The organism is Candidatus Omnitrophota bacterium, from assembly GCA_014728045.1.
Classification (GTDB): domain Bacteria; phylum Omnitrophota; class Gorgyraeia; order Tantalellales; family Tantalellaceae; genus WJMH01.
The window spans coordinates 1-24,846 of record WJMH01000002.1 but is presented as its reverse complement, the minus strand read 5'-3'; the positions used below and the strand labels follow the sequence as shown (position 1 = coordinate 24,846).

General features: G+C 49.0%; 23 protein-coding genes. All 23 read left to right on the top strand.

The features are described 5' to 3' along the window. Positions 1-4: 4 nt before the first annotated feature. Positions 5-388 carry a response regulator gene (locus GF409_00195; protein ID MBD3425633.1) on the top strand — a complete coding sequence of 128 codons (384 nt, stop codon included), beginning with the start codon at positions 5-7 and terminating at the stop codon, positions 386-388. Positions 389-423: 35 nt separating this feature from the next. Then, positions 424-1,500 (top strand): undecaprenyl/decaprenyl-phosphate alpha-N-acetylglucosaminyl 1-phosphate transferase, encoded by a 1,077-nt coding sequence (locus tag GF409_00190; protein ID MBD3425632.1) that lies wholly within the window; start codon positions 424-426, stop codon positions 1,498-1,500. Positions 1,501-1,509: 9 nt separating this feature from the next. Further along, complete coding sequence (locus tag GF409_00185; GenBank protein MBD3425631.1) at positions 1,510-2,322, top strand: AAA family ATPase; 813 nt, start codon at positions 1,510-1,512, stop codon at positions 2,320-2,322. Between the two features lie 8 nt (positions 2,323-2,330). Continuing rightward, the gene (locus GF409_00180; GenBank protein ID MBD3425630.1) at positions 2,331-3,380 is read left to right on the top strand and encodes an HD domain-containing protein; all 1,050 of its coding nucleotides are present in this window, start codon (positions 2,331-2,333) and stop codon (positions 3,378-3,380) included. Positions 3,381-3,400: 20 nt separating this feature from the next. Then, positions 3,401-4,183 carry a hypothetical protein gene (locus tag GF409_00175; protein ID MBD3425629.1) on the top strand — a complete coding sequence of 261 codons (783 nt, stop codon included), beginning with the start codon at positions 3,401-3,403 and terminating at the stop codon, positions 4,181-4,183. Between the two features lie 35 nt (positions 4,184-4,218). Beyond that, complete coding sequence (locus GF409_00170) at positions 4,219-6,174, top strand: AAA family ATPase (GenBank protein MBD3425628.1); 1,956 nt, start codon at positions 4,219-4,221, stop codon at positions 6,172-6,174. Positions 6,175-6,294: 120 nt separating this feature from the next. After that, positions 6,295-7,659, top strand: a complete 1,365-nt coding sequence (locus GF409_00165; protein ID MBD3425627.1) for a hypothetical protein — start codon at positions 6,295-6,297, stop codon at positions 7,657-7,659. A 35-nt stretch (positions 7,660-7,694) separates the two neighbouring features. Further along, on the top strand, positions 7,695-8,378 hold the full coding sequence (locus GF409_00160) for a methyltransferase domain-containing protein (GenBank protein MBD3425626.1): 684 nt from the start codon (positions 7,695-7,697) through the stop codon (positions 8,376-8,378). Next, on the top strand, positions 8,371-9,216 hold the full coding sequence (locus GF409_00155) for an FkbM family methyltransferase (protein ID MBD3425625.1): 846 nt from the start codon (positions 8,371-8,373) through the stop codon (positions 9,214-9,216). The genes GF409_00160 and GF409_00155 overlap by 8 nt, the downstream gene beginning before the upstream one ends. Positions 9,217-9,322: 106 nt before the next feature. Beyond that, positions 9,323-9,970: a methyltransferase domain-containing protein gene (locus GF409_00150; GenBank protein MBD3425624.1), complete on the top strand. Its 648-nt coding sequence runs from the start codon at positions 9,323-9,325 to the stop codon at positions 9,968-9,970. Positions 9,971-10,098: 128 nt separating this feature from the next. Continuing rightward, entirely contained in the window at positions 10,099-11,037 is a 939-nt protein-coding gene (locus GF409_00145) for a glycosyltransferase (GenBank protein MBD3425623.1), read from the top strand. Between the two features lie 32 nt (positions 11,038-11,069). After that, a complete protein-coding gene (locus GF409_00140; GenBank protein MBD3425622.1) occupies positions 11,070-12,572 on the top strand; it encodes an oligosaccharide flippase family protein in 1,503 nt (500 codons plus the stop codon). Beyond that, positions 12,573-13,208, top strand: coding sequence for a methyltransferase domain-containing protein (locus GF409_00135; protein MBD3425621.1), 636 nt, complete (start codon positions 12,573-12,575; stop codon positions 13,206-13,208). Further along, the gene (locus tag GF409_00130; GenBank protein MBD3425620.1) at positions 13,205-14,242 is read left to right on the top strand and encodes a glycosyltransferase; all 1,038 of its coding nucleotides are present in this window, start codon (positions 13,205-13,207) and stop codon (positions 14,240-14,242) included. Before GF409_00135 ends, GF409_00130 begins: the two co-directional genes overlap by 4 nt. After that, entirely contained in the window at positions 14,143-15,033 is an 891-nt protein-coding gene (locus tag GF409_00125; GenBank protein ID MBD3425619.1) for a methyltransferase domain-containing protein, read from the top strand. Before GF409_00130 ends, GF409_00125 begins: the two co-directional genes overlap by 100 nt. A gap of 7 nt (positions 15,034-15,040) precedes the next feature. After that, positions 15,041-16,225, top strand: coding sequence for a glycosyltransferase (locus GF409_00120; protein MBD3425618.1), 1,185 nt, complete (start codon positions 15,041-15,043; stop codon positions 16,223-16,225). A gap of 21 nt (positions 16,226-16,246) precedes the next feature. Next, entirely contained in the window at positions 16,247-17,380 is a 1,134-nt protein-coding gene (locus tag GF409_00115; protein ID MBD3425617.1) for a glycosyltransferase, read from the top strand. Positions 17,381-17,407: 27 nt separating this feature from the next. After that, positions 17,408-18,595 carry a lipopolysaccharide heptosyltransferase II gene (gene waaF / locus GF409_00110; protein ID MBD3425616.1) on the top strand — a complete coding sequence of 396 codons (1,188 nt, stop codon included), beginning with the start codon at positions 17,408-17,410 and terminating at the stop codon, positions 18,593-18,595. After that, positions 18,585-20,048, top strand: a complete 1,464-nt coding sequence (locus GF409_00105) for a hypothetical protein (GenBank protein MBD3425615.1) — start codon at positions 18,585-18,587, stop codon at positions 20,046-20,048. Before waaF ends, GF409_00105 begins: the two co-directional genes overlap by 11 nt. After that, positions 20,045-21,172, top strand: a complete 1,128-nt coding sequence (locus GF409_00100) for a glycosyltransferase (protein ID MBD3425614.1) — start codon at positions 20,045-20,047, stop codon at positions 21,170-21,172. Before GF409_00105 ends, GF409_00100 begins: the two co-directional genes overlap by 4 nt. Next, positions 21,169-23,409, top strand: a complete 2,241-nt coding sequence (locus GF409_00095; GenBank protein MBD3425613.1) for a glycosyltransferase — start codon at positions 21,169-21,171, stop codon at positions 23,407-23,409. Before GF409_00100 ends, GF409_00095 begins: the two co-directional genes overlap by 4 nt. Beyond that, positions 23,402-24,493 carry a radical SAM protein gene (locus GF409_00090; GenBank protein MBD3425612.1) on the top strand — a complete coding sequence of 364 codons (1,092 nt, stop codon included), beginning with the start codon at positions 23,402-23,404 and terminating at the stop codon, positions 24,491-24,493. The genes GF409_00095 and GF409_00090 overlap by 8 nt, the downstream gene beginning before the upstream one ends. After that, the coding region (locus GF409_00085) for a glycosyltransferase (GenBank protein MBD3425611.1) at positions 24,490-24,846 on the top strand (357 nt) is incomplete at its 3' end. The genes GF409_00090 and GF409_00085, both read left to right, overlap by 4 nt.

The window sequence follows — 24,846 nt, the reverse complement described above, 5'->3', positions numbered from 1 at the left end:
ATTCATGGATGAGAAAAGATTCAAGGCAAAGATCCTGGTAGCCGATGATGAAGAATCCGTGCGAGAGGTGCTTAAAACTTTTTTCGTCAGAAAAGAATATGATGTTGAAACCGCTTCCCAGGGGCGTGAAGCTATTGAAAAGATAGAATCCTATAAACCGGATATATTGCTTCTCGATCTTAAGATGCCGGATATGGACGGGGAGGAAGTATTAAAATATATTAACGATAGTAATCTTAAAATAGGGGTTATAATCATAACCGGACATCCTGATTTCATCAAGGACAGAAAGCTTCTCAACAGGGCTTATGACTACATTGTCAAGCCGTTCGATCTTGATTACCTGAATAATACGGTCTTGACAAAGGTGGTTCTCCTGTCAGAATGACCGGTGGCAGAGAGAAAATACGTTAATAAAACTTTATGTTTAAAATATTTATATTCGCGTTCGCGGGCTCTGTGATATTCACCTGGATCGCCATAAGGGTGGCCAGGAAATTTGATATCATGGACCGCCCAACAGAGAGAAAAGTGCATTCGGAACCTGTACCCCTTTTAGGGGGGCTGGCCATATATGCCGCCTGCATGCTTGCTATACTGCTTAATTTTCATTTTTCCCTTGCTCTTAAGGGAGTTGTGATAGCATCCTCCATCATGCTTGTATCGGGGCTTGTCGATGATATCAACGATCTCCCCGCCTGGATGAGACTTATAATCCAGTTGGTGTGCGCCGTCATCGTAATAATGTTCGGGGTGAGGCTGAATATCATCCCGGACCACCTTCCTTTTGCGGTTTTGCTGGAAGGGGTTATCACGGTCATATGGATAGTCGGGATAACCAACGCACTGAACTTCCTGGACGGAATAGACGGTCTGGCGGCCGGACTCATGGTGATAGCCTCCGGGACATTTTTTATTATCGCCTACCAGACGGCCCAGCCATACTTCGCTTTTTTGAGCGCTGCGCTTGCCGGCTCAAGCCTGGGATTTCTTCTTTTTAACTTTAACCCGGCCAAGATATTCCTGGGGGATGCCGGAAGCAGTTTTCTGGGGTTCATGATAGCTTCTCTGGCTGTTATGGGGGAGTGGGCTGAAAATAAACCCATAGTTGCTTTAAGCATACCGCTGCTTATACTCGCGCTTCTGATATTCGATATGATATATATTTCGGTTTCACGTATAGCCCAGGGGAGGGTCAGGACTTTCAGGGAATGGATCGAATACGTGGGAAAAGACCACCTCCATCATCGCCTGATGTGGCTGGGGTTCACGCAGAGGCAGACGGTCTTTTTCATCTATCTGGTGAGCTTGGTGTTCTCGCTCGGGGCGTTGGCCCTTCACAAAGCTACCACCGTGCAGGCACTTTTGCTCCTGCTCCAGGGCATTATGATACTTGTAATAGTGACCGTGCTCATGCTGGTAAGCAAGGACCATATAGACAAAAGCAGGGCGTATGATCACCGATCGGAGGGCATGATCGATCTGAAGGAAACATCATAGGAGGACATCATGGATTTTTTGAATTACTGGGGGCTTGGCAAGAAACCTTTTGAGAACATAGGCGACCCCAAATTCTTCTATTACTCACCCTGCCACAAGGAAGCAATGGTGCGCCTTGTATATGTTATCAAGCAGAATAAGGCCGGGGCACTCCTTGCGGGTGATTACGGGACGGGTAAGACCACGATAGCCAACGAACTTCTCTATGAGATAGAGGAGAACGACGACTATAGGAGCGTGTACATAAGTAACCCCCTGCTGACGTCAAAGGAGCTTCTGCAGGAGATCGCTTACAAGCTGGATATCAAACAGGGGCGTTCATCGCGCCCCAATCTGCGACGGATGATCGAAAACGAACTCAGGGCCACTATCGCCCGGGACCAGCAGGTGATAGTCATCGTGGATGAGTCTCATCTGATCACGGACAGGAATGTTCTCGAGGAACTCAGGCTCATGATGAACATGCAGGAGAATAACAGGTTCCTGGTGACCATTATCATGATGGGGCAGCTTGAGCTCAGGGATATAATCAACCAGATGCCCCAGTTCAAACAGAGGTTCGCCATGTGTTACCTCCTGAGGCATTTGGATGCCTATGAGACCAAGGGATACGTCAGACACCGTCTTAAGATAGCGGGGACCGAAAGGGATATATTCGATGATCAGGCCGCTTCTCTGATATACGCCTCGTCAAACGGCCGTCCCAGACAGATCAATAATATCTGCGATATGTCCCTTCTGGTGGGATTCATGAAAAAGGCGGAACGTATTGACGAACAGATCATCCGGGAAGTCGTAAAAGATCTAGGTGAGGAGATATAGGCGGGAATATGGTTGATCTTCATAAAGGATTCGAAGGATTCGAGAGCCTGGGGCCTTCCAAGAAAGAAAAAAAGGAAGAGGAGCTTTCTCTGTCCAAACACGGGGGCGAAGAGGGCCTGGACAAACCTTCTTCGGACCTGGCCAAGGCGGAGGCAGCCTATGACATCATGCTCAACTTCGTGACGACGGTCTTCAACAAAGTGGCCGAAGGCGAAGAGGGCAAGATAAAAGGCGAAGAGATTCTCGGATGGACCCAGGAATTCTGTGACCAGTTCAGGGGATTTATCAGCCCCAATGATTTGATAAGGCTTGTTTTCAGGCATGACGAATACAAGAATAATTACGTTTACACGCATTCGGTTAACGTATGCCTCTTGTCGGTGCGTATGGCGCTAGAATTGAATTTTTCGCAGGATAAGCTTCAGGATCTTGTGGTAGCCTCACTTTTTCACGATATAGGGCTGATGAAGATACCGGAGAAGATCTGGAACAAAGACAGTCGTCTCAGCAACGCCGAATACGAAGAGGTCAAGAAACACGTTATCTACGGGGCCGAAATCTTCAGGAACATACACGGGATAGACGAGACCATACCGCTGGTGATCAGCCAGTATCACGAGAAGGTTGACGGGACCGGTTACCCGAAAGGGCTCACCAAGGAGGAGATACATTATCTGGCCAGGCTGATATCCCTGATGGATAAGTACGAGGCCAAGACGCACACGAGACTCTGGAGGCCTCGCTTCCTGCCGGACAAGGCCATACAGCAGATACTGGATAACGAGGGTGGAAGTTTTGATCCCCATTACGTGAGAACCATGCTTAAATGTATATCTATATTCCCGGTCGGTTCGTGGGTCAGGATAAGTACCGGGGAGATAGGGGAGGTCATCGAGACCAACCCCAATACGCCTATGCGGCCGCTTCTGAACGTGGTTTATGACCGTAACCGCAGAAAACTGCAGGAGGAGAGGAAGCTGGATCTGTCCAAACAGTTCCTGATCCATGTTGAACACTGTATCGATCCGAACGAGATAGAGGCGTCGCAGGGGAGCTGATCATAAAAAAGAGGTGAGAGATGCATAAAAAAGACTTATTATCAAAGGCGCTACTTATCGTTATATCGGCCTTTTTCGTTCTTGCTGGCACGGGTTGCGCCAGGTTCGCCGCTCCGAACCATAAGCTTGACCGTTCACTTTATGACCCCGAAGGCTCCATTGGAGCCGGAGGGCAGTACGTTATCGGGGTAAGGGATGAGCTGCGGATAGCGGTATGGAGATGCCCGGAACTTGAAAGAACGGTCGTAGTTCGTCCGGAGGACGGGAGGATCACTTATCCGCTCGTGGGGGACGTGGAGGCCGCGGGACTTACTCCCAAGGAACTGGCGCGTTCTTTGAGCACGAAACTGGCTTATTACGTAAAGGAACCCCGCGTGGCGGTTGGTGTCCAGAAGTTCGGCGATAAGAAAGTATATATTTTCGGAGAGGTCCTCAAGCGCGGGACTTACCGGCTGGAGCGGGGGGACAGGGTGATAGATCTGGTATCCCGTGCCGGCGGTTTTACCGAGGATGCGGTGCTTTCGACCACTTATGTCGTCAGGGGCGGGTACGAAGAAAGCCAGGTGATCAGGATCAATCTGGCGAGGCTCATACACAAAGGGGACCTTTCTCAGAACGTTTATCTTAAAGAAGGCGACCTTGTCTATGTGCCTGTCTCAGAAATAGAGAACTATAATACCGCGCTCAGGAAGATCTTCCCGTCGATGTTCTTCGCTGACCGTTTGGCTAATATCCAGCGTGATATCGTTGAGGGCAGATGGGACTGGCACGACGTATGGCTGAAAATGGCCGGGGAAAAATAATATCGATAATTCAATGTAAATAAAGGGTTCATAATATGGCTGAATACGGACTTAACCTGTGGGATTACTGGAGAATTATCCATAAACGCAAATGGATAATCATCTCCATATTTCTGATATCTCTTTTCAGCGCGCACTTCTTCGGGAAGAAGACGGTGTCCATCTATAAGTCCAGCATTACGCTTAACGTTGATATGCAGCGACCCATAGCCGAGATCACAGGCTCCGGAGTCACTTTCTGGGGCGCGTCGGGCCCGGGCCAGCTTTCCACCCAGCTTGAACTTATTAAAAGTTACAATGTTCTCTACGATGCCGCCAAGAAGATGGGCATGATAACGGATAATACCCCCAAGGCTAAAGCCCAGGCGGCTGTCGCTTCGCTCAGGGGAAAGATAGCCGTTGAAAGAAAAAGCGGTACCATGCTGGTGGACATAATCGCCACCGATCAAAATGCGGAAAGGGCGAAGGAAATAGCCGAGACCGTGGCTGAAGAATTCATCCAGAAGAACTGGGAAAGAAAGGTCGAGGAAGCGAGGAACACGAAGAATTTCGTAGAAAAGCAGCTCCAGAAGCTTGAGAAGCAAAGCGCCAGGATAAAACAGAAGCTGGACGCTCTGGGCGTTGAGCCCGCAAGATCCGGGGAGGATATGCCTGAAGCGGTCTCGCTAAGGACCCGTCTTATGAGGCTCAAGCTCGAGGTGAGCAACCTCAGGGAGAGATACACGGATAACTATCCGGGGATCATCAACAGGCTGGCGGAGATAGAGAATATCGAGAAGCAGCTGGCGAAACACAAGACGTACGAGGACAAGGACGAACAGATGTACGCGGTCGAAACGATGGACGCCGATAAGCTCAGGAACGAGCTTACCATCAACAGGAAGCTCTACGCTATGCTCAAGGAAAGGTACGAAAAGGCCCTTATACTGGAGGCTTCCAAGGCCAAAGGCATCGAAGTCGTAAATCCCGCCATGGTCCCGAAGATGCCCGCAACCGTTCCGGCGGCTACCAACGTCGTTTTCGGCGGTGTCATAGGTCTTATACTGGGGCTGGTCGCCGCACTTATCACTGAAAGCATGGATACCTCGATAGGTACCATTGAGGATGTCGAGGAATACCTGAGGTTGCCGGTACTTGGCGTGATACCACATATCGAGATCAAGAAGGAAGCGAAGCTTGATTTCTGGAAAACACCGCCTGCCTCTGCGGAAGAAAGATCGAAATACACCGATATCATGAGCCGGCTGGTCACTCAGTACCGTCCCAAGTCACCCATATCCGAAGCCTACCGGAACCTCCAGACATATATTAAGTTCTCCGGATTGGATAAGTACGGTAACTGTCTTATGTTCACCAGTGCCGGCGTACAGGAAGGTAAAACGATAACGAGCGTCAATTCCGCTTTGAGCATGGCCCAGATGGGGTATAAAGTACTTATCGTTGATTGCGACCTCAGGAGGCCTTCGGTTCACAAGGTCTTCGGAATAGACAGGGAGACGGGTCTTACCGAGGCGGTGCTGGGAACTTTCAAGCTCGATGACGTGGTAAAGACCATGGACGACATCATGATGGGGAACATAAAGTCAAGTATGATACTCAAGACATACGGTATGGAGAACCTCAACATCATAACGGCCGGCCACCTGCCGTCCAATCCTTCGGAGATACTGGGTTCTCAGAACATGTCGAATTTTATCAAAGAGGCAAAAGAAAAGTTTCAGGTCGTATTGTTTGATTCAGCACCGATTTTGCCCGTGACAGATTCCTGTATACTGAGTTCCAAGGTGGATGGGGTCATTCTGGTCTATGAAGTCGGCAGGGTATCCAGGGGGGCGTTACGAAGAAGTAAAATGCAGCTTGAAAGCGCCAAAGGTAGACCTATCGGTGTGGTCCTGAACAGCATGAGAGCTTCGGATATGAGGTTCGGCTCCCCCTTCTACTATCACTATCAGAAATATTATGGTGACGGCACTCCCAAGAGCATGCGATGAGGGAGGTGCGTTGAGACCATCCTGTCTTATGGACGAAGCCGGCCAGGCAGCCGCGACCTTTAACGGATCCGGGGGGTAATCATCAGATTTACCAGTTTTGAAGGAATAAATTACAAGATAGTGATAACTATCTTCTTTCTCATCCTGGCGGCGGTCATGTCGACCTTCCTCATATCGGGGGCGACCGATATCCAAAGGGCCGCGATGATAATACTCTCGGTGGCCCTGATCATCGCCACCTTCGTGGATACGAACATAGGCCTTATCGCCATCCTGCTGTCGATGCTTCTATCCCCGGAACTTGAAGTGGGCTCGACCCCGGGCAGGGCGATCGTCCTCAGAGCCGAAGACCTGCTCCTTATAATCGTATCCCTGACATGGCTGGCGAAGATGGCGATAAGGAAGGAGCTGCCTGTTCTCAGGCGAAGCCCACTTAACGCGCCCATAGGGCTTTATATAGCGGTTCTGGGTATTTCCACGCTTCTGGGTATGATCACGAATCATGTATCGCCACTTAAGGGAACTTTCTACGTACTGAAGCTCGTTGAGTATTTCATACTTTATTTTATTGTACTGAACCACACCACTACCGTTAAACAGGTCAAACTTTTTCTTGCTGTTCTGATCATCACGTGTATTGTTGTGGGTATTTATGGTAATACGCATATAGGCCGGGTCGCCAGGATATCCGCTCCTTTCGAGGGGGCGGGGGAACCGAACACCCTCGGCGGGTACCTTCTTTTCATAATGTCCATCATAGGCGGCTTGATTTTATATTACAAAAAAAGGGAAAAGCTCCTTCTTCTGGTCTTTGTCTTTCTGGTTCCGACTTTTGTGTTTACCCTCTCCAGGGCCTCATACCTGGGCATGATACCGGCTCTTATAACCTTTGTTCTGCTCTCAAAAAGAAAAGGGGTCATGATCTTTACCACGACAATCATCCTGGTATTCATATTACTGGTGTTAGCCGGCCCGCCCGTAATAAAAGAGAGGGTCCTCGGGGCGTTCAGGCCCGAAATGGCCCAGGAGTTACACAGGGTGGGACCCGTTACGCTGGGGCCTTCACCTGCGGCGAGGATCGTATCGTGGCGGAATGTTCTTTTTAACCTTTTTCCCAAGAAGCCTTTACTGGGGTACGGGGTCACCGGCGGACCTTTCCTGGACAGCCAGTATATATTGGCCATACAGGAGACCGGATTAGTGGGGCTGGGGCTTTTCCTCTGGCTCATGTGGCGGATATGGGCAAGCGGCATGAAAACCCTTCGCGAGGTGGAAAGACCCCTCTTTAAAGGCCTGACGGTAGGGTATCTGGCGGGTTTCGTAGGGCTTTTGTTCCATGCGATAGGAGCTAACACCTTCATAATCATAAGGATAGCCGAGCCATTCTGGTTTTTTACGGCAATAGTCGTAAAACTGGTCGACATAGAGACAGGTAAAGCCCAGATGGAGGATATGGTGCCCAGGCTTCACAAGTATCGGGCATAATTAAAAGAAGATTAAGACCATATTGAGGTAATTATATGCTATCGATCGCAAAATCCCTGAAAAGACTGCTTCCAAAGAGGATCCGGAGCGTGCTCGTGAAACTCTGGATAGGTATCCTTAAACTTTTTGGGAAGGATCTTGATTACTTTTATGGAGAAGACTTCGCCGGTATGAGCGAGTTCCGTAACAAGGAGTGGGCAGGGGAATTCGCCGAAATTATCATAAAGTCTTTTGACCCCGCATCAGTCATAGATGTCGGTTGCGGGACAGCCGACATACTGCGGCCTTTCCAAGATAAGGATGTGAAGGTTCTTGGTGTCGACGGCTCCGGGGCAAATAAGAGACATTCAAGGATAAGTCCTGAAAATTTCGTTCTGCATGACCTGCGAAAAGGTTATGATCCACAAGAGAAGTTCGACCTGTGCCTTTGTCTGGAAGTAGCCGAGCATATTGAAGAGAAATTCAGCGATAAGCTGATAGATACTTTGACAGCTTCCAGCGACACGGTAATTTTTACAGCTGCTCCCCCGGGGCAGGAAGGCAAAAATCATGTAAACCTTAAACCAAAACGATGGTGGCTGGAGAAATTTCGTTCTCGCGGGTTTGCCCTGGATGAGGAAACAACAGCTCAGGTAAAATCGCAAATGGAGCGTGTTCCCGGGGTGCATTGGTGGTATATACAGAATCTCATGGTTTTTAAAAAAACCGTTAATGGATGAGACTATAGGCATACTATGTAAGTGCAGTCAGCGGGAGTTCCGCTCTTGGCAGGAACCGGATCGAAGGGACAATATGTTACGCATGCTGAAAACGATAGCGACCCGTATGCTGGGGAAAGAGCTTAAGGGCAAAATCGGTAATTATCTGCGGGAAAGAAGGGTTTTAGGCTTCTATTCACGTTTCATCCGCGAAGGAGATTTATGTTTTGATATCGGGGCCAACGTGGGGGAGAAAACCTTTATATTTCGGGAACTAGGCGCGAAAGTGGTATCCGTGGAGCCCCAAAAGGAATGCCTCAATGCTCTGAAACGCAGATTCGGTGGCGATGACCGGGTCACGATCGTTGGGAAAGCTGTAGGAAAGCAGGAAGGCGTGGCAGAAATGATGTTGAGCGAGAAGAACATAATCTCATCCTTGTCCAGTGAATGGGTCGAAAAAGTCAGTAATAGCGGCCGGTTCGTTGCCGATGTTTGGACCGGAAAGGTGAGGGTATCCGTTACCACTATAGACAAACTGATCGAGAACTACGGAAGTCCGGTCTTCTGTAAAATAGATGTAGAAGGTTATGAGCTTGAAGTTTTAGAGGGCCTGAGCCGGCCAATCAAATATGTCTGTTTTGAGTTTACTCCGGAAAGGCGAGAAGAAGCGCTAAAATGCGTTGATAGATTGTCCTCCCTCGGCAGGGCGAAGTTCAATTACTCCCGTGCAGAGAGCTGTCGTTTTGAGTTCCGGTATTGGGTGGATGGCTCCCGGATCGGGGACCTTCTGTCGGGGATGCCGGTAAAAGAGGATACGGGGTTCAACTGGGGGGATGTGTACGCAAGGTATGAGATGTAACAGCATGGTCTTCTTTGACGGAAAAGTTCTATTTTTCCCAAAAGCACATTTGTAGACACAGCGAATGAAGACCGGCAAAATAAACAGATGGAGGATGCGAGGAAGGATGAGCCTTGCAAGACCACTAAAATCATTGATCAGGGCTCCTCTCAAGCTTGCGGCAAGAGGGCTTGAGAAGGGTGCTCATATAACCAGATATTACATGTACGGGCATTTGACGAGACTATTCCGAAACACATGCTTGGAGCCGACCGGCGGCGTTCGGGTTCTTTCTGTGAGCGGATCCCTGTCGCTGTGCGGGCTTTTAAATATACACGAGCCCGAGATCGTTGAAATTAATTATCCGGAACATGACCTGCTGGATCTGGATTTTCCCGGGGAAAGTTTTGAATATGTGGTCTGCGATCAGGTCCTCGAACACGTTGAGGGCAATCCCCAGAAAGCTGTTAATGAGGTTCACCGGGTACTCAAGCCTGGAGGCATTGCAGTCTTGACGAGCTGTCTTATCAATCCTGTTCATAAAGAGCCCTCAGATCTATGGCGTTTCACGCCCGATGGACTTAAGTTTCTGTTTGGAGGCTTTTCGGATATTATAGAGGCTCAAGGGTGGGGCAACCGTGTGTTATGGCTCATCGACTGGATAGGCATGAGGTATGACCCGGTACCGCATGCCGCGTGGCACCCTTTACACAAAATAGCTATGTTCAATGATCCAAATTGGCCTGTCGTGACTTGGATAATAGCCAGAAAGTAGGAATACTTCATTGGTGTACGGAAAACTACTGGAAATTGTAATGAGGTTAAGACCGGGAGGAATAATAGAGCACATTTCATTTTCAAAGGCGGCGGTTTTGCTGCAGGTTTCCTGGATGGAGGTTTGAAATGAAGGACATATCAGTAAGCATAATTACCTATAACCGCAAGGACATACTTAACCGCGTCATTAAATCCCTTGAGAGACAAACTTATCCTCATGAGAAGTTCGAGGTCGTGGTTGTGGATGATGGTTCCACGGACGGTACCGTGGATTATATGAAGGGTGTTCTCGACAGGACAACCTGCGACATAAAATATATACGCAGGGAGGAGAACATGGGTACATCCGTGGTCCGTAATGTCAGTCTGGAGAATGCGGAAAGTCCTCTGGTGCTTTTTCTGGAAGACGATACCATAGCGGATGAGCGGTTATTGGAGGAACATGTCCAGTGGCACCGGGAATGGCCTGATGAAAGAGTAGTGGTGGTCGGCCGGGAGGTTAGGGACGAAAGGTCTTTCGCTACGCCCTTTGGACATTATGTCAAAGATACTTCGGAGAGGTTCTTTGATTCAGTTCACAGGAAGAAAGGAGGTAATGACGTCGACCTATACAAGGGGTTCATAACTTTCAACCTGTCGGCGAAGAAAAGATTTATTGTTAATAACGGCATGTTCGATCCGGAATTCAAATATTTTTCCGAGGATATAGAGCTGGGGTACAGGCTTTCCAAGGCGGGCCTGGAAATAAAATACAACGAAAAAGCAGTTATATTCAATCATCATCCGGCGTATTTGGAAGAATATTGCAGACGCAATCTTAACAGGGGATATTATGCTGTTTTATTCACCAGAAAACATCCCGAAGCAGTTCTGGCATCCATGCCGGCCGGGGCGATTAAGTGCCGCCTTAAGGATGCCGTATATCCTTTGTTATTAAAGGCGGGGGATACGCTTGACAGGAGAGGTATAGCCTTGCCGAGGACTATCTATCGGAAAATTCTTGATTATTATATGGAAAAGGGGGTGAGGTTAGCTCTAGAGGGCCGGCCTCTTTCTTGGGAATAATGTGTTTTGCTCAGTAGCGGAATGAATCTATTATGTTGAACGAGAAGTCTTTTGAAAAAGATATGGAATCTATGCGCCAGCATGAACAGAAGTCTCTTGGCACTATGGCGGTGAAAGGGGCGTCATGGCTGTTCTCGTTCAAGCTTGCGCAAAGAGGCATGGGATTGCTGAAAACAGTGATCCTTGCCCGGCTTCTCGCGCCGAACGATTTCGGTCTTATGGGAGTCGCTGTGCTTGCTATAAACACGCTTGAGACTTTTTCCAAAACGGGCATCGAGGCGGCCCTGATACAGAAAAAGGAAGATATCCGCAGCTATCTTGATTCCGCCTGGACCGTTCAGATCCTCAGGTCTCTGTTGCTTTTTGCTGTTTTGTTTACGGTCGCCCCGGTTGTGGGGGCTTTCTTCAAAAGTCAGGAGGCTGTTTCCGTCATACGTGTACTCGCCTTGATGGAACTTCTTACGGGCCTTAAGAACCCGGGAGTGGTATATTTTCAGAAGGAACTGCGTTTTGAGAGAAAATTCGCTCTGGAGTCGATCGGGCTCGCGGCCAATATAAGCATTTCCGTCACTCTTGCGATACTTTTTAGAAATGTATGGGCGCTTGTATGGGGGTCGCTTTCCGGCGTTCTGGTGACCACCGTTGCTTCGTACCTGATGCAGTCTTACAGGCCCACATTGCGTTTTAAGGCGGACAAGGTCAAGGAGATGTTAAATTTCGGGAAGTGGCTATTCGGTTCCAGTATCCTGGTTTTTCTGGTTACGCAGGGAGATGACGCATTTGTAGGCAGGGTTCTGGGGATTACGGCACTGGGCTTTTACCAAATGGCGTACCATCTTTCGAACGCGCCTGCTACCGAGATCGCTCATACGATGTCTCAGGTGATGTTCCCGGTATTTTCCAAGATGCAGGGGGATTTAGCAAGATTGAGAAGTGCCTTCATCCAGTTATTGCAGCTTACCATTGCGGTTGCACTGCCTTTATCGGCGGGGATATTCCTTTTAGCGGGTGTTTTTACGCGCTCAGTGCTTGGCGATAAATGGGTGCCGATGATACCGTCCATGAAAGTTCTGGCCGCCGCGGGTTTCCTGAGGGCTGTTTCAGCTATGATAGGAACGACGTTTATCGCGTTAGGGCGTCCGCAACTGGATACACGATGCCAGGCGATCAGGTTGTTCGTTCTGGCAGTAACTATTTATCCGTTAATGCGGATCATGGGGCTTACAGGTATTGCTCTTTCGGTCTGTCTAAGTATCGGTGCGGCTCTTCTCGGTTTTCTTCTCAGCGTCAGTGATATGCTCAGGGTAGAAAAGGTCGAACTTCTGATCAAGCCCGCATGGGGAGTCGCGCTTACGATCTTGATGAGCGGGTTCGTCCTCCTAGTCAGGGAACTTTTGAAAGACAATGATCTTTTATCTTTCTTGGTTTCTGCAGTTTGCGGTGTGTTGATTTACACCGTGGGATTATTAATATGCGATAGATTGACCTCATTCAAGGTGGTGGAGATGGTTCGGAAAAGGATAAGGAGCACATAAATGGGAATAAAGCCCGAAGAGCGGGGACATTACCTTTCCCGGGAATATGATACGAAGGAAAGGTTTGCCAGTTACTGGCACCAGGCCGATGAAACGCTTAAACGCAACCCCAGAAGTGTGCTGGTGGTAGGTTCCGGAGGAGGTTTTCTTGAGCAATACCTTGAAAAAAGGGGGGTGGATGTTACGACCGCGGATATCGACCCGGCTCTTTCACCTGATATTACGGCTGACGTGAGGAAGATGCCTCTCGGTGATGAAAGTTTCGATGTATCAGTGTGTTTTGAGGTGCTCGAGCATATTGAATATGAAGATTTTACAGCTGCCCTTAAAGAGTTAGGCAGGCTATCCCGGCAGTGGGTCATTATATCCATTCCGGAAGTGAGGCCGGTATTCAGGGTTTTCGCTGATCTTCCTATTATCGGGTGGTTCAGGTTCATGATCCCTAAATTTCAGATGGGGACGCCGGAACATACTGACAGGGGCATGGGCCATTACTGGAACATAGGCGAGAAGGGATATTCACTGGACCGTATCAGAAAGGATATAAGCGCCTCAGGATTTATGATAGAAAGCACTTACAGGGTATTTGAAAACCCCTTGCACAGGTTCTTTGTGCTTAAGAAGGTAGCGAAATGAGAGAAGATAAGCAAAAACAGGACAACGGTCCGTTAGTAAGCGTGCTTACGGCTGTTTATAACGGGGAAAAACATATCGCCCAGTGTGTGGAGAGCGTATTGCGGCAAGACCTCCGGGATCTAGAGTTCATAGTGGTCGATGATGGGTCCAGTGACTCAACACCGGAGATTTTGCGAACATATGCTGAAAAAGACGGACGGATCAAATATTTCAGGAACGCGTCTAATGAAGGAATATCTTTATCAAGGAATCGTGCTTTCGGACTCTCTTCTGCCCCTTACGTTGCTGTTATGGACGGAGATGATGTTTCGTTGCCGGCACGTTTGGGCGAGCAGTTGCGTTTTCTAGAAGAGCATTCCGAATACGGCGGATGCGGGACTTTTCAGCAGTACATAGACGGCGAAGGCATAATAATGGATATCAGCGAACCTCTCCAGAAGCCCGGCGATATCGGGGATATGCTTGAAGATCCCAGCCAGATATCCCATAGCACCTGCATGTTCAGGCGTGGTGTTATAGAAAGTGTGGGCGGATATAGAAAAGAGTTCAAGAGAGCCGTTGATTACGATCTTTTTCTTCGCTTGCAGGAAGTGACCCGGCTCTGCAACGTTCCCGAAGTCCTGCATTTACATCGTGTTCATCTGGCGAGAGGCACCATAAGGGAGAGAAAACGGCAACTGGGATATTCGCAGATAGCAAAACGCCTTGCGATTCAAAGGCGGGAGAACGGCAAAGATGTTCTTCAGAAAGGCGATGCTCACGCTTTCGAGAAAATGAAAAAAGAAGTGTTCGGTGTATTTGGCGCGCCGTCATGGATGGAGATATCATCTAATTATCTTTATTGGGCGCACAGGATCTACCACAGGGGGCCGATCGGATTTGCCAGGAGACTTGCGGCTGGTTCTATTAGACAAAACCCCCTCAATGCTAAAGCATGGCTTTATATCGGGTTTCTTTATTTACCGGAAAAGTTTCGCGCTGTCTTGGTCGGCGCGAAAAGGTTCTTCGCCGGTACCTGGAGGAAGGAGAGCTGATCCTGACTACATCTTATGACGATATATGGGACAAATGGGACGGATCGACTATAAGCAAGCAGGTCGAGGCGCACAGAAGCGCCAGAAAAAGATATCTTGAAACCTTAAAAAAGTATCTAAGCGTGAAGGTAAATCCAAAAGTTCTGGAAGTGGGCTGCGGTTCGTCCATTGACCTGCATTTGCTTGCCGAAGAAAGAGAGATAGAAGCATATGGGGTTGATATTTCTGAAACTGCGCTTGAGATCGCAGCGGGTGTATCGGAATACTTTAATAAAAAGATTCACTTATCGCAAGGAGATGCCGAAAACCTGGAGTTCAGGGACGAAATGTTCGAGATGGTCTTCAGCCAAGGACTGATAGAGCATTTTGATGATCCCCTTTTGGTGCTGAAGGAGCAGGCCAGGGTCTTGAAGCCTGGCGGGATATTAGTAGTCAATGTTCCTCAAACATATACGGTATATACTGTCTACAAGCATTTTATGGCCAAGTTAGGCCGATGGGAATGGGGCGAGGAAAAACAGTTTTCAGCATGGCTCCTCGAACAGATGGGAAAATATCTGGATCTTGAAATGCTGGAAAAGTGCGGCTATGATTACTGGAGATCGCCGTTCGAAATGGTTTTTTCCCTCAGGACATTGAATAACAAGATAAAGAAGATACCTTTTATAGGCAGGCATCTTATGAATTCGTCGATCTCAAGGATTTGGGATGAAACATGGTCTAAGCTGGAAGACAAATGGGGATGGGCCTTTATGAAGAACTTGGTCATGGTCTTCAGAAAGCCCGAATGACAGGAACATGAAAATACTTTTCGTTAATAAACACATGAGAGAATGCGGAGGCGTGGAATATTACATAAGAAGCCTCTCGAGAAGATTAAAACGTAAAGGGGCGCACACTTTTATCATGCACTGGGACGAACCCGATGAAAGCGGTGTTTTCGATGGGGCGAGCCGTATCCGTGATATATGGGAAGATGAATTTAGAATAACCAAGTCCGCCAGAAAAGAAATTGATTCTTTTCTGAAGAACGTGAAACCGGACATAGTATTTTCGCATAACGTCGAGAACGCGCAAGTGTTAAAATATCTCTGGCAGAGGTCAAAGCTGGTCCAGTATGTCCACGGTTACAAGAAAGTGGATCCTGACGGCAAGATGCTGCTGAAGAACCCGCTGGAGCCAAATACGTGCGCTCTTGGACCGGGCTGTTTCCTCAGGGCCTTTACAAGAGGGGCCATGCCGCGTAACCCGGTGAAGGCGATAAGAGCGTATGCCAGAGCAAAAAGATCTCTGGAGGCATTGAAAGAACTCAGTAATATCCTTGTCGCATCGAGTTATATGAAGGATATACTTGCCAGGAACGGAATAGAATCCCGGAGAGTGGAGGTATTCCCTTATTTCGTGGATTTTGAAGAGGTCCCGGGACCTGCTACCGAGCGAGGGCGCCTTCTTTTTGCAGGACGCATCGCCGGGGGTAAAGGCCTGCCGATACTATTGGATATTCTCGCGTCCGTAAAAACGGATTTCGTGCTTGATGTTGTGGGAACAGGTCCCCTCGAGAGTAGATGCCGGGAAAAGGCCGAGAGACTGGGGCTCTCGGGAAAGGTCGATTTCCATGGATGGGTGGATCACTCAAGGCTTTCGGAATTCTACAGTAAGGCCGCGTTTTTGGTGATGCCGTCGGTGTGGCCGGAACCTTTCGGCATATGCGGTATTGAAGCGGCCTATTTCGGCAAGCCCGCTGTCGCTTTTAATGTAGGCGGGATCTCGGACTGGCTGATCGACCGCAGGACGGGGTTCCTTGTTGAGCCCTATGATAAAGATGCCATGTCAGGACGGATACGGGAGCTGATCCAGAACCCGGCGCAGGCCGCCTTAATGGGTGAAAAGGCAAGGGAAAAAGCGTATAAAGATTATATGCCCGGAGAACACGTGCAAAGGCTCATGGGCCTGTTCGAAGAGGTGCTCCGGGACATAAGATAAGCTTATTGTGAAATCTTTATTATGAAAATATGCATGATATTTCCCACATACCCGCCTAATTATCAGGTGGACGGGATAGGTGATTATACCCGTATCCTTGTTTCCAAACTGCGGCAAAGAGGTCATGAGGTTTTCGTTATAACTTCGGGGCGCTATGCTGGCAACGATCCTCGGGTCATAAAGATCGGAGGGGGAAAATGGGGGATCAGGGAACTGGTGAGGGTCTTCAGGCTCATACGCAGGGACGGTTTTCAGGTGGTACATATGCAGTATACCCCCATCAGTTACGGTTACGGGTTGACGTTTAAATTATTGCCACTTCTCATACGCTTAAGTGCTCACAGGATACATTTTATCGTTACGTTCCATACTCTTGTAGCGGGCAGATGGATATCCCGTATAAACGCGCTTTTACTGGTCATGTTCAGCCACAAGGTCATCAGTACTCACGAAGAACTGACCCAGCTATACCAGAAATGGCTTTTCCCGTTCAGTAAGAAGCTCGTTCAGATACCGATAGGCACCAATATCGAACCGGTAGAAGTTGATGGCGAAAGGATAAGGGAAGAAATAAACAAAAAATACGGCATAAGCAAAAACGCCACACTGCTGGTTAATTTCGGTTTTCCCAATCCATGGAAAGGTCTTGAGACACTTTGCGAGGCTGTGAAAATACTTTCCCGGGAAGGGGATTACAGGCTTATCATCATGGGAGGGCTGACCGACAGGGGCATCGAATACAGATACGAGATAAAGGGTTTTATCCGGCGTCTGGGAATAGAAAAAGAGGTCATATGGATGGACGGGCTCAAGGAGAAAGACGTTTCCGGCGTGCTACAGGCAAGTGATATAGCGGTATTCCCGTTCGTCGACGGGATATCTATAAGGCGGGGAACACTCATGGCCGCGATGGCTCACGGACTGCCGATCGTAAGTACACGCCCCAGGGTCAAGTGCCCATATTTCAGGAACGGTGAGAACGTTATGCTCGTTGGGCCGGGGGACAAAGTAGCTCTCGCCGAGGCTATCAGGAAACTTTCCAAGGACAGAGAACTGCGTGATAGGTTATCCATGAACGTAAAAGCCCTGTCCCTGGGGTTTGACTGGGACAGGATAGCCGGCAGCATGATAAAGGTCTACTCTGAATTTGATTGAAACTAAACAATGTGAAAAACCGGTAAAATGACTATCGTGGAATTACTTAGATTCATGGCCAAGAACTTCGTTGAAAGCATAGAGTATGTTTTCTGGGGGCTATTCTTGCTGTTAAGCAGGAAAGGGCGCAAGAATCACCCCGGGCAGGATCCTGAAAAGATACTCGTGGTACAACTGGCGTCCGTCGGGGATGTGGTAATGTCAACTCCCGCCATTAAAAGATTAAAAGAGCGTTATGCGGGCAAAAGGATCGATGTTCTGACAGCACAGAATACCGGCGAGTTGCTGGAGAACGACCCTAATGTAGATGATGTTATAAAATGTTCTCCCAGATTCTGGCGGTCGGCAAGGTATATGGTAGAGTCCGTCAGAACAATAAGACGTTTGCGGGAAAACAACTATGATATCTGTATAGATCTTGGCGGGGTTTTTGAGTCTGTGGTTTGGTCCTCTCTCGCGGGCACGCGTTTCACATTGGGGCCCCTCCGCAAGATAAAAAGAGGACCATTCTCCTCAAGCACACGGGCTTTTTATGGCCTATCCCAAAAGATCGAATGTGAGCATATCCTCAAGCGCTATCTTGAAGTTCTCAAACCACTCGTCGGGGAGGCGCCTTTTCGTGAAGGGAGCGAGTCGCTCAGCATTCCCGATGAAGCGCGGCAAGAATGCGATAGATTCCTGCACGATAACGCCCTGGTCTCCGGCAACTACGCGGTTATCCATCCCGGGGCCAAGTGGCCCCCTAAACGCTGGCCCGAGAGCCATTTCGCGCGCTTGATCGACCTTTTATCCGGGGAAACCCCGATCACACCCGTACTGGCAGGAGGCAGGAAGGATCTGCCTTTATTGAATAGAATACGCGATATATCCGAAAACAAAAAATTGGTCGTTGCCGACGACCTCTCCTTGTTGGCTCTGGCTTCCTTGATAGATAAAGCCGCTGTTTTCGTGGGGAACGATTCCGGGCCGTCCCATATAGCGGCGGCGGTCGGAACACCTCTAGTAGCTCTTTTCGGTCCCACCGATCCTGCGGTCTCTGCACCGGTCTCGGATAAGATGGTGCTTCTGCATGATAAGATATCATGCTGGCCCTGCACCATGTATTACAGAAGGGACAGGTGCGAGAAGGGAAGTAACACCTGCCTGCAGAGGATAGAGCCCGAAATGGTATTTAAAGCTTTGCAAAAGCTGATGGAGCGATGCAGTGAAACTTGATGTAAGAGTGAAGATATTCATAAGTGTATGGCTAGTGTATCTGGTTTTTGTGTATACAAAACCGGAATCTATCTCTTCTAACCTCGTCGACATGGCAATGTCCATAGTCGATAAAGGGAATCTCTTCTTGAGGTATTCTGTTAACACGGTAGATGTGGCTATTTATAACGGCAGTTACGTGACCACTCATTTTCCCGGAGGCAGTGTTCCCATCGTTATTCTCTATTTTCTGTGCAGGCCGCTTATGGCGGGGCTGGAGGGATATTCGCGTTTTCTTGCCCTGAACGGTCTTTCTGTGGTCTTTATTGCTTCTGTTTACGGGGCACTTACATGTGTTGTTTTCTACAGCATTCTGGACCGCCTGGATCTTTCGGCACAGAACAAGCTTATATTGACTTTTCTGTTGGCTTTCGGAACGATGCTTTTCGGATATTCTACCGCGATATATAAATTGAACCAGGCGACTTTATATCTGTTCCTGGCTTTCTTCCTGTTGTTTCGAATGAGGACAAGCGGTGAACATAAGAAAAGCCATTATTTCTGGACAGGGTTTTTTCTTATGGGAGCGGTATCATGTCATCCTATAGTCGTTCACATAAGTGCGGTGCTGCTTGTTTACGCGATCTTCGTTGGCGGCATCAGAAGACTCCCTTACCTCTGCGCTGGAGCGGTGCTGCCTTTAGTGATGATCCTGCTGTATCTGAATTACGGGTTCGGTTCTGTTCTGGCCAATCCTTATGCATACAAGGTCAATGCTGATCCGAACGTTCTTACCTTTCCGAATATTATCAATATCTTGGACCTTTTCCTGGGGGTTGAAGAAGGGCTGTTTATATATACGCCTATAATGTTCATCTCGATCTGGGGGCTTGTTTCTGGTCTTTCCAAGAAACAATACTTGCCGGAGATGGTGATCATCGGTTTCATATTTATCTTATCGGGAGTAGCGGCCGCCTCATTTTTCAGCAGGTTCAGCACGTACAGGGATATCTGGCCTCACGAAGAACATATAGCGATACGATATCTATTACCCCTTTGTCCGTTCCTGATGTTACCGATCGCGCTGGTAATCGACAGGGCGAAACGTGTTATTGTTTACATCCTGGGCGGGATCAGCGTATTTTTCGCGTATCTTGGAGCCCAGGCGGGGATATTCCCTACAAGGGGGTGGCAGCTGATCTATGCGATCAAGGTCTTTATCAGCAGTTTCGGGATGCCGACATTTTTTTCTCAAACTTTGCCTGCTATTACCGGGGTTGATATATTCCATACGTATGTGAGCAGACCTGATGTGCGTTTGACGGACTTATTGGCCGCGGGGAACAGAAACCTTTTATTGGTTCTTCTGTGTAACCAGATGATCTTTTTCGGAGCGTTTGTTGTGGTTTTGCTCATTATAGCCGTTATATTAACCAGATTGTGGAAAGATAAACCCGAAAGGATATACACATGAAGATTCTTTTCATTGCTAACAGGGCGGAGGTTTTCAGCGGAGGACAGATAAGTCTTCTTGAGCTGGTAGCCAACCTTGACAGGAATAAGATCGAGCCGGTCGTTCTATGCCCGGGGAAGGGCCAGATATACGAAAGAACGCAGGCAATGGGGATCACATCGCTCGTATGGGATATGCCCACCGCCAAGACACTGGACCTTTTCAGGATGTTCGATAGGGTCTCGAAACTGAGATCCATAATAAAAGCGCAGAACGCGGATATCGTCCATACCAACGGCAGCAGGGCGCAGTTTTACGCCGCGCTTGCCCGGAGAGGGACACAAGCGAAACTGGTGTGGCACCTCAGGGAGTCCACGCCGGATATATTCCTTTACGACTGGTTCATTGCTAAATCCGCCGATATGATAGTATGCGTTTCTAACGGAACTGCCCAAAAACGGATAACCAGCCGATTCCCAATGTTCGCCGATAAGACAGAAGTCGTGTATAACGGCGTGGATACGGAAACTTTCAAAAGGAATGCGACCTCAAGGGAGAAGGTAAGGGACGAGCTTGGTGTTAAGAACGAGGACATCCTGATCGGTTTGATAGGGCTTATAATCCCCCAGAAAGGTCACCAGATACTGCTCAAGGCTCTGAGCGTTCTGATAGAGGATCATCCCAACATCAAGTTGCTTGTTATGGGCAGGAGTATCGATGCGGCTTACCTGGAAAGGGTGAAGACCATGGCGAACCAGCTGGGGCTGGGGCCAAATGTTTTCATTTCGGGCCAGCGTGATGATATGGTCTCGGTGCTTTCCGCTCTTGACATTTTCGCCCTGCCTTCACAGGGAGAGGGTTTCAGCAGGGTGCTCATTGAAGCCATGTCGGTCGGGCTTCCGGTGATAGCGACTGATGTCAGCGGCAATAACGAAGCAATAACCAAGGAAACTACGGGTTTTCTGGTTCCCTACGGTGACGTATATCTTCTTGCGGAAGATATACAGAAACTGATCAATAACAGACGGATGGCCATCAACATGGGGCTTAGCGCGAGAAAACGCGTGGAAGAGAATTTCAGCATGCGTGAACACGTATCCGGTATGCAGAAAATCTACGGAAAGCTGAAAGAAGGGACTTCATGAATATCGGAATAGACGCCAGGGAATTCAAGCGGGGTGTCTACACTGGTCTACGCACGATGTTGGATGACTTTCTCTGTCATTCCGCAGCGCGGAAGGAACATGATCTAGTGCTTTTCTGCAACCAGCATACCGATATGGAACATCTTCCGGCATTCGCCAAGAAAGTCCTTATTCCCGAGCGGAACACTTTTTTATGGGATCAGTATGAATTGCCTCGCGCGATCTCCAGAGAGAAAATACATGTTTTTTATACCCCTTACGTCAAGACGCCTCTATGGAGAGTATGTCCGTATGTGAACATGATCTGCGATATAATTCCCCTAAAGAGGCCCAGGCGGGGCGGTATCGCCGGTTTGGCGGAGAAGGCGCATTTTTATGTTTATTCATTCCTCTTCGGGCATCGTGCAGTCAAGACAGTGACTCTCTCTCGAGACGCCCGCTGCAAAGTCGCCAGACGCTTCTGTATGGGGCCGGAAAAACTCAAGGTTATATATCCCTCCGTGAGCCCCAATAGGATTGGAGAGGACATAAGGCGTACACTTTCAGAATACGGCATTGAAAAACCGTATTTTCTGTACGTGGGGAACTTCAAGCCACACAAGAACGTGGGGAACCTTATTGAGGCTTTCTCGCGTCTTCCGCGCGATATACTCGGACGATACAGGCTTGTTCTTGTCGGAGGCAAGGAAGAAAGTTTGCAGCATGTGAAGGGGAAGATATCCGATCTTGGGCTTGATGAGAGGGTAACCCCCCTGCCGAACGTGGATACTAACACGGTACGGTCTATTATGCAAAACGCGGATATCTTCGTTTTTCCCTCGCTCGAGGAAGGTTTCGGTATACCCCCAGTGGAAGCCATGGCCTCGGGAGTTCCTGTAGCCTCTTCGGATCTTGCTCCCATGACGGAAACTCTTCAGGAGGCAGCCGTTTATTTTGACCCCCTTGACCCCGATGATATCTCCAAAGCGATGGCCGGTCTGGCGCGGGATGAGAGCCTGAGATCCCGTTGCATCGAAAAAGGCCTCAAAAGGGCAGGTGAGTTCGATCCCGAAAGGATGTCACGTGAACTGCTGAATGTCCTTGAGGATGCCGGAAAGCCCAAAACCCTCTGCGTTAGCAGTGAATTCCCGCCGGTAAAAGGAGGGATAGCCACCCATGTCTACAATCTCTGGAGCAGGCTTCCCGTAAAAAGGGTGGCGATACTTACCTCCAGGCCGCCCGGAGTGGACTATGATTCGCAGGAGGGAATGGACATAACAAGGAAGACGTATCCCCTGGGAACGGACATCGTATCCAGGACAGTACGCGCGTTGATGGTAATATGGCATGTTATAAGACAGAACTCTATCAGGAACATAAAACGGAACCATTGCGCCCAGGTCCTTTCGGCTGGCGTGGGGGCTCTTTTGGTGAAAATGGTCAAGGGCACCTCTTATGTGGTATATATGTACTCGGCGGACATCCTGGAATTCAGCCGGACATTCCTCACCAGGTGGATAATGGAAAAGGTGCTCCGCCAGAGCGAGCACGTTATCGCTAACAGCATTTTCACCAGGTCCCTCCTGGTTTCTCACCGTTTGGTTCCGCCTGATGCGATCACTGTCAGCACTCCGGCGGTGGACACGGATATGTTCAATCCGGCCAAGGGCGATAACGGCGTTAAGGAGAAATACGGCATTCCTCAGGGGAAAAAGGTCCTTCTTACCATATCGCGTCTTGCCGAGCGTAAAGGGCACGAGAACGTGATAAGGGCGTTCTCGAAAATAAGGAAGGATTTTCCGGACACTGTCTATGTGATAGTCGGAGACGGCCCGACAAGACCCATCCTGGAGGAACTCATCCAGAGAGAGCAACTTGAGGGACATGTTATATTGACCGGGGAGATACCCCTGGATAAGCTGGTCTTTTTTGATAATGCCTGCGATATTTTTATCATGACGCCGCGTTACATAAAGGAAAAAGGCGATGTCGAGGGGTTCGGAATAGTCTTCCTGGAGGCCAATGCCTGCGGCAAGCCCGTTATAGCCGGCAAAAGCGGAGGTGTTGTGGAAGCTGTCGCGGACGGTGAGACCGGCATCCTTGTGGATCCTGAGGACACCGAGCAGATAAAGCGCGCCATCATTACGCTCCTAGAAGATGAAGAGAAAGCCCGCGCTCTCGGAGAGAGAGGCCTTCGCAGGGTGAAAGAGGATTTCAACTGGTCAACACGTGTTAAGGAACTGGAGAAGCATGTCTGAGAACGGCTCTTCGCGGAAGACAGAAGGCCTTTGGTCGATAGTACTGGTGGAACTTACCAACCTGTGCAACTTCAGCTGCGAGTTCTGCCCGAGCGACAGCATGGATAGACCCAAGACCATGATGCCGCGCGAACTGTGGCGGAAGGTCCTGATCGAACTGGGAGAGAAGAAAATGACCCGGACGGTCTTTTTTCACCTCATGGGAGAGCCTTTATTGCATAAGGATGTTTTTGAAGCGATCCGTTTCGCCAACGCGAAAGGGTTATCGGTCAGTTTTTACACCAACGGTGCTTTATTGGACGAGGAGGTCTCCGAAAAACTTCTAGGTTCGCTGCAAAAAGGCCGCGTGGTCCTCAGCATGCAGGATATAACACCAGATGAGTTTTCGAGAAGATCTCACGGGGCGCTTTCATGGAAGGGATACCTGGACAGGCTCAAGCGATTCGTGGTCAAGGCCGAATCCCGGGGAAAGAATGTTCAAGTCCATTGTCTGGCGGATCTGAGGCATAATCTTCCGGACATCATAAGTGAGGCCGATCGCATTCAGAAGGTTTATGACCGGTGGCATGAACTTTTAAATGGCGAAAACAAGCAGAGGATAAACATATTCGATCCCGCCAGGGAATACCCTCTGGGCAAGACGACTACCTTTTTCGTCAAGCACAAAGGCAACTGGGATAACAAGCTCATCGGCAGCGAAATGGTGGTCAGGCCCAGTGAAAGGGGCAGCTGCGACCTTGTAACGGACACTTTTGCCGTGCTTGCCGACGGAACATGCACCTACTGCTGTTGTGATTATGAAGGGGAACTGGACCTGGGTAACGCCATGGATGATTCGCTTGAGGATATCTATTACGGGGAGAAGGCGACCAGGATACGCCAGAAGGCCAAGGAAGGGCGGTTCATAGAAGACAGGTGCAAAATATGCAGGGGCACGGTCGTTTATAAAAAGACCGGCAAGCCCGTACCTACGAGGAGTCTCGTCTCGGAATATTATTTTTTCCTGGATCACTTTAAAAGGTACGGTTTCTTAAGTTCACTTCGCAAGATAATGGATAATATCAGGAGGAGGCTGGGAAAGTGAATGCAGACAATAAAACGAGGGTCTTACATGCCATTACCCGGTTGGACAGGGGCGGTTCATCCGAAAACACCCTGTTAAGCGCCATCGGTCTGGTAGGGAAGGGATATTCGGTGGATATTCTTTTCGGGCGCACGGAAAACCCGAACCTTGGACTTCTGGAACGCGCGGAAAAAGCGGGAGTCGAGTTCATCCAGGAGGAGGACCTTGTAAGGAACATACATCCGGTGGCGGACCTGACGGCGCTTCTTAACATACGTTATTTCCTGAGGCGCAACAGATATGACATAGTCCATGTGCATTCTTCAAAGGCGGGCCTGATCTGCCGCCTCGCGGCCAGGGCGCTAGGCATCGAC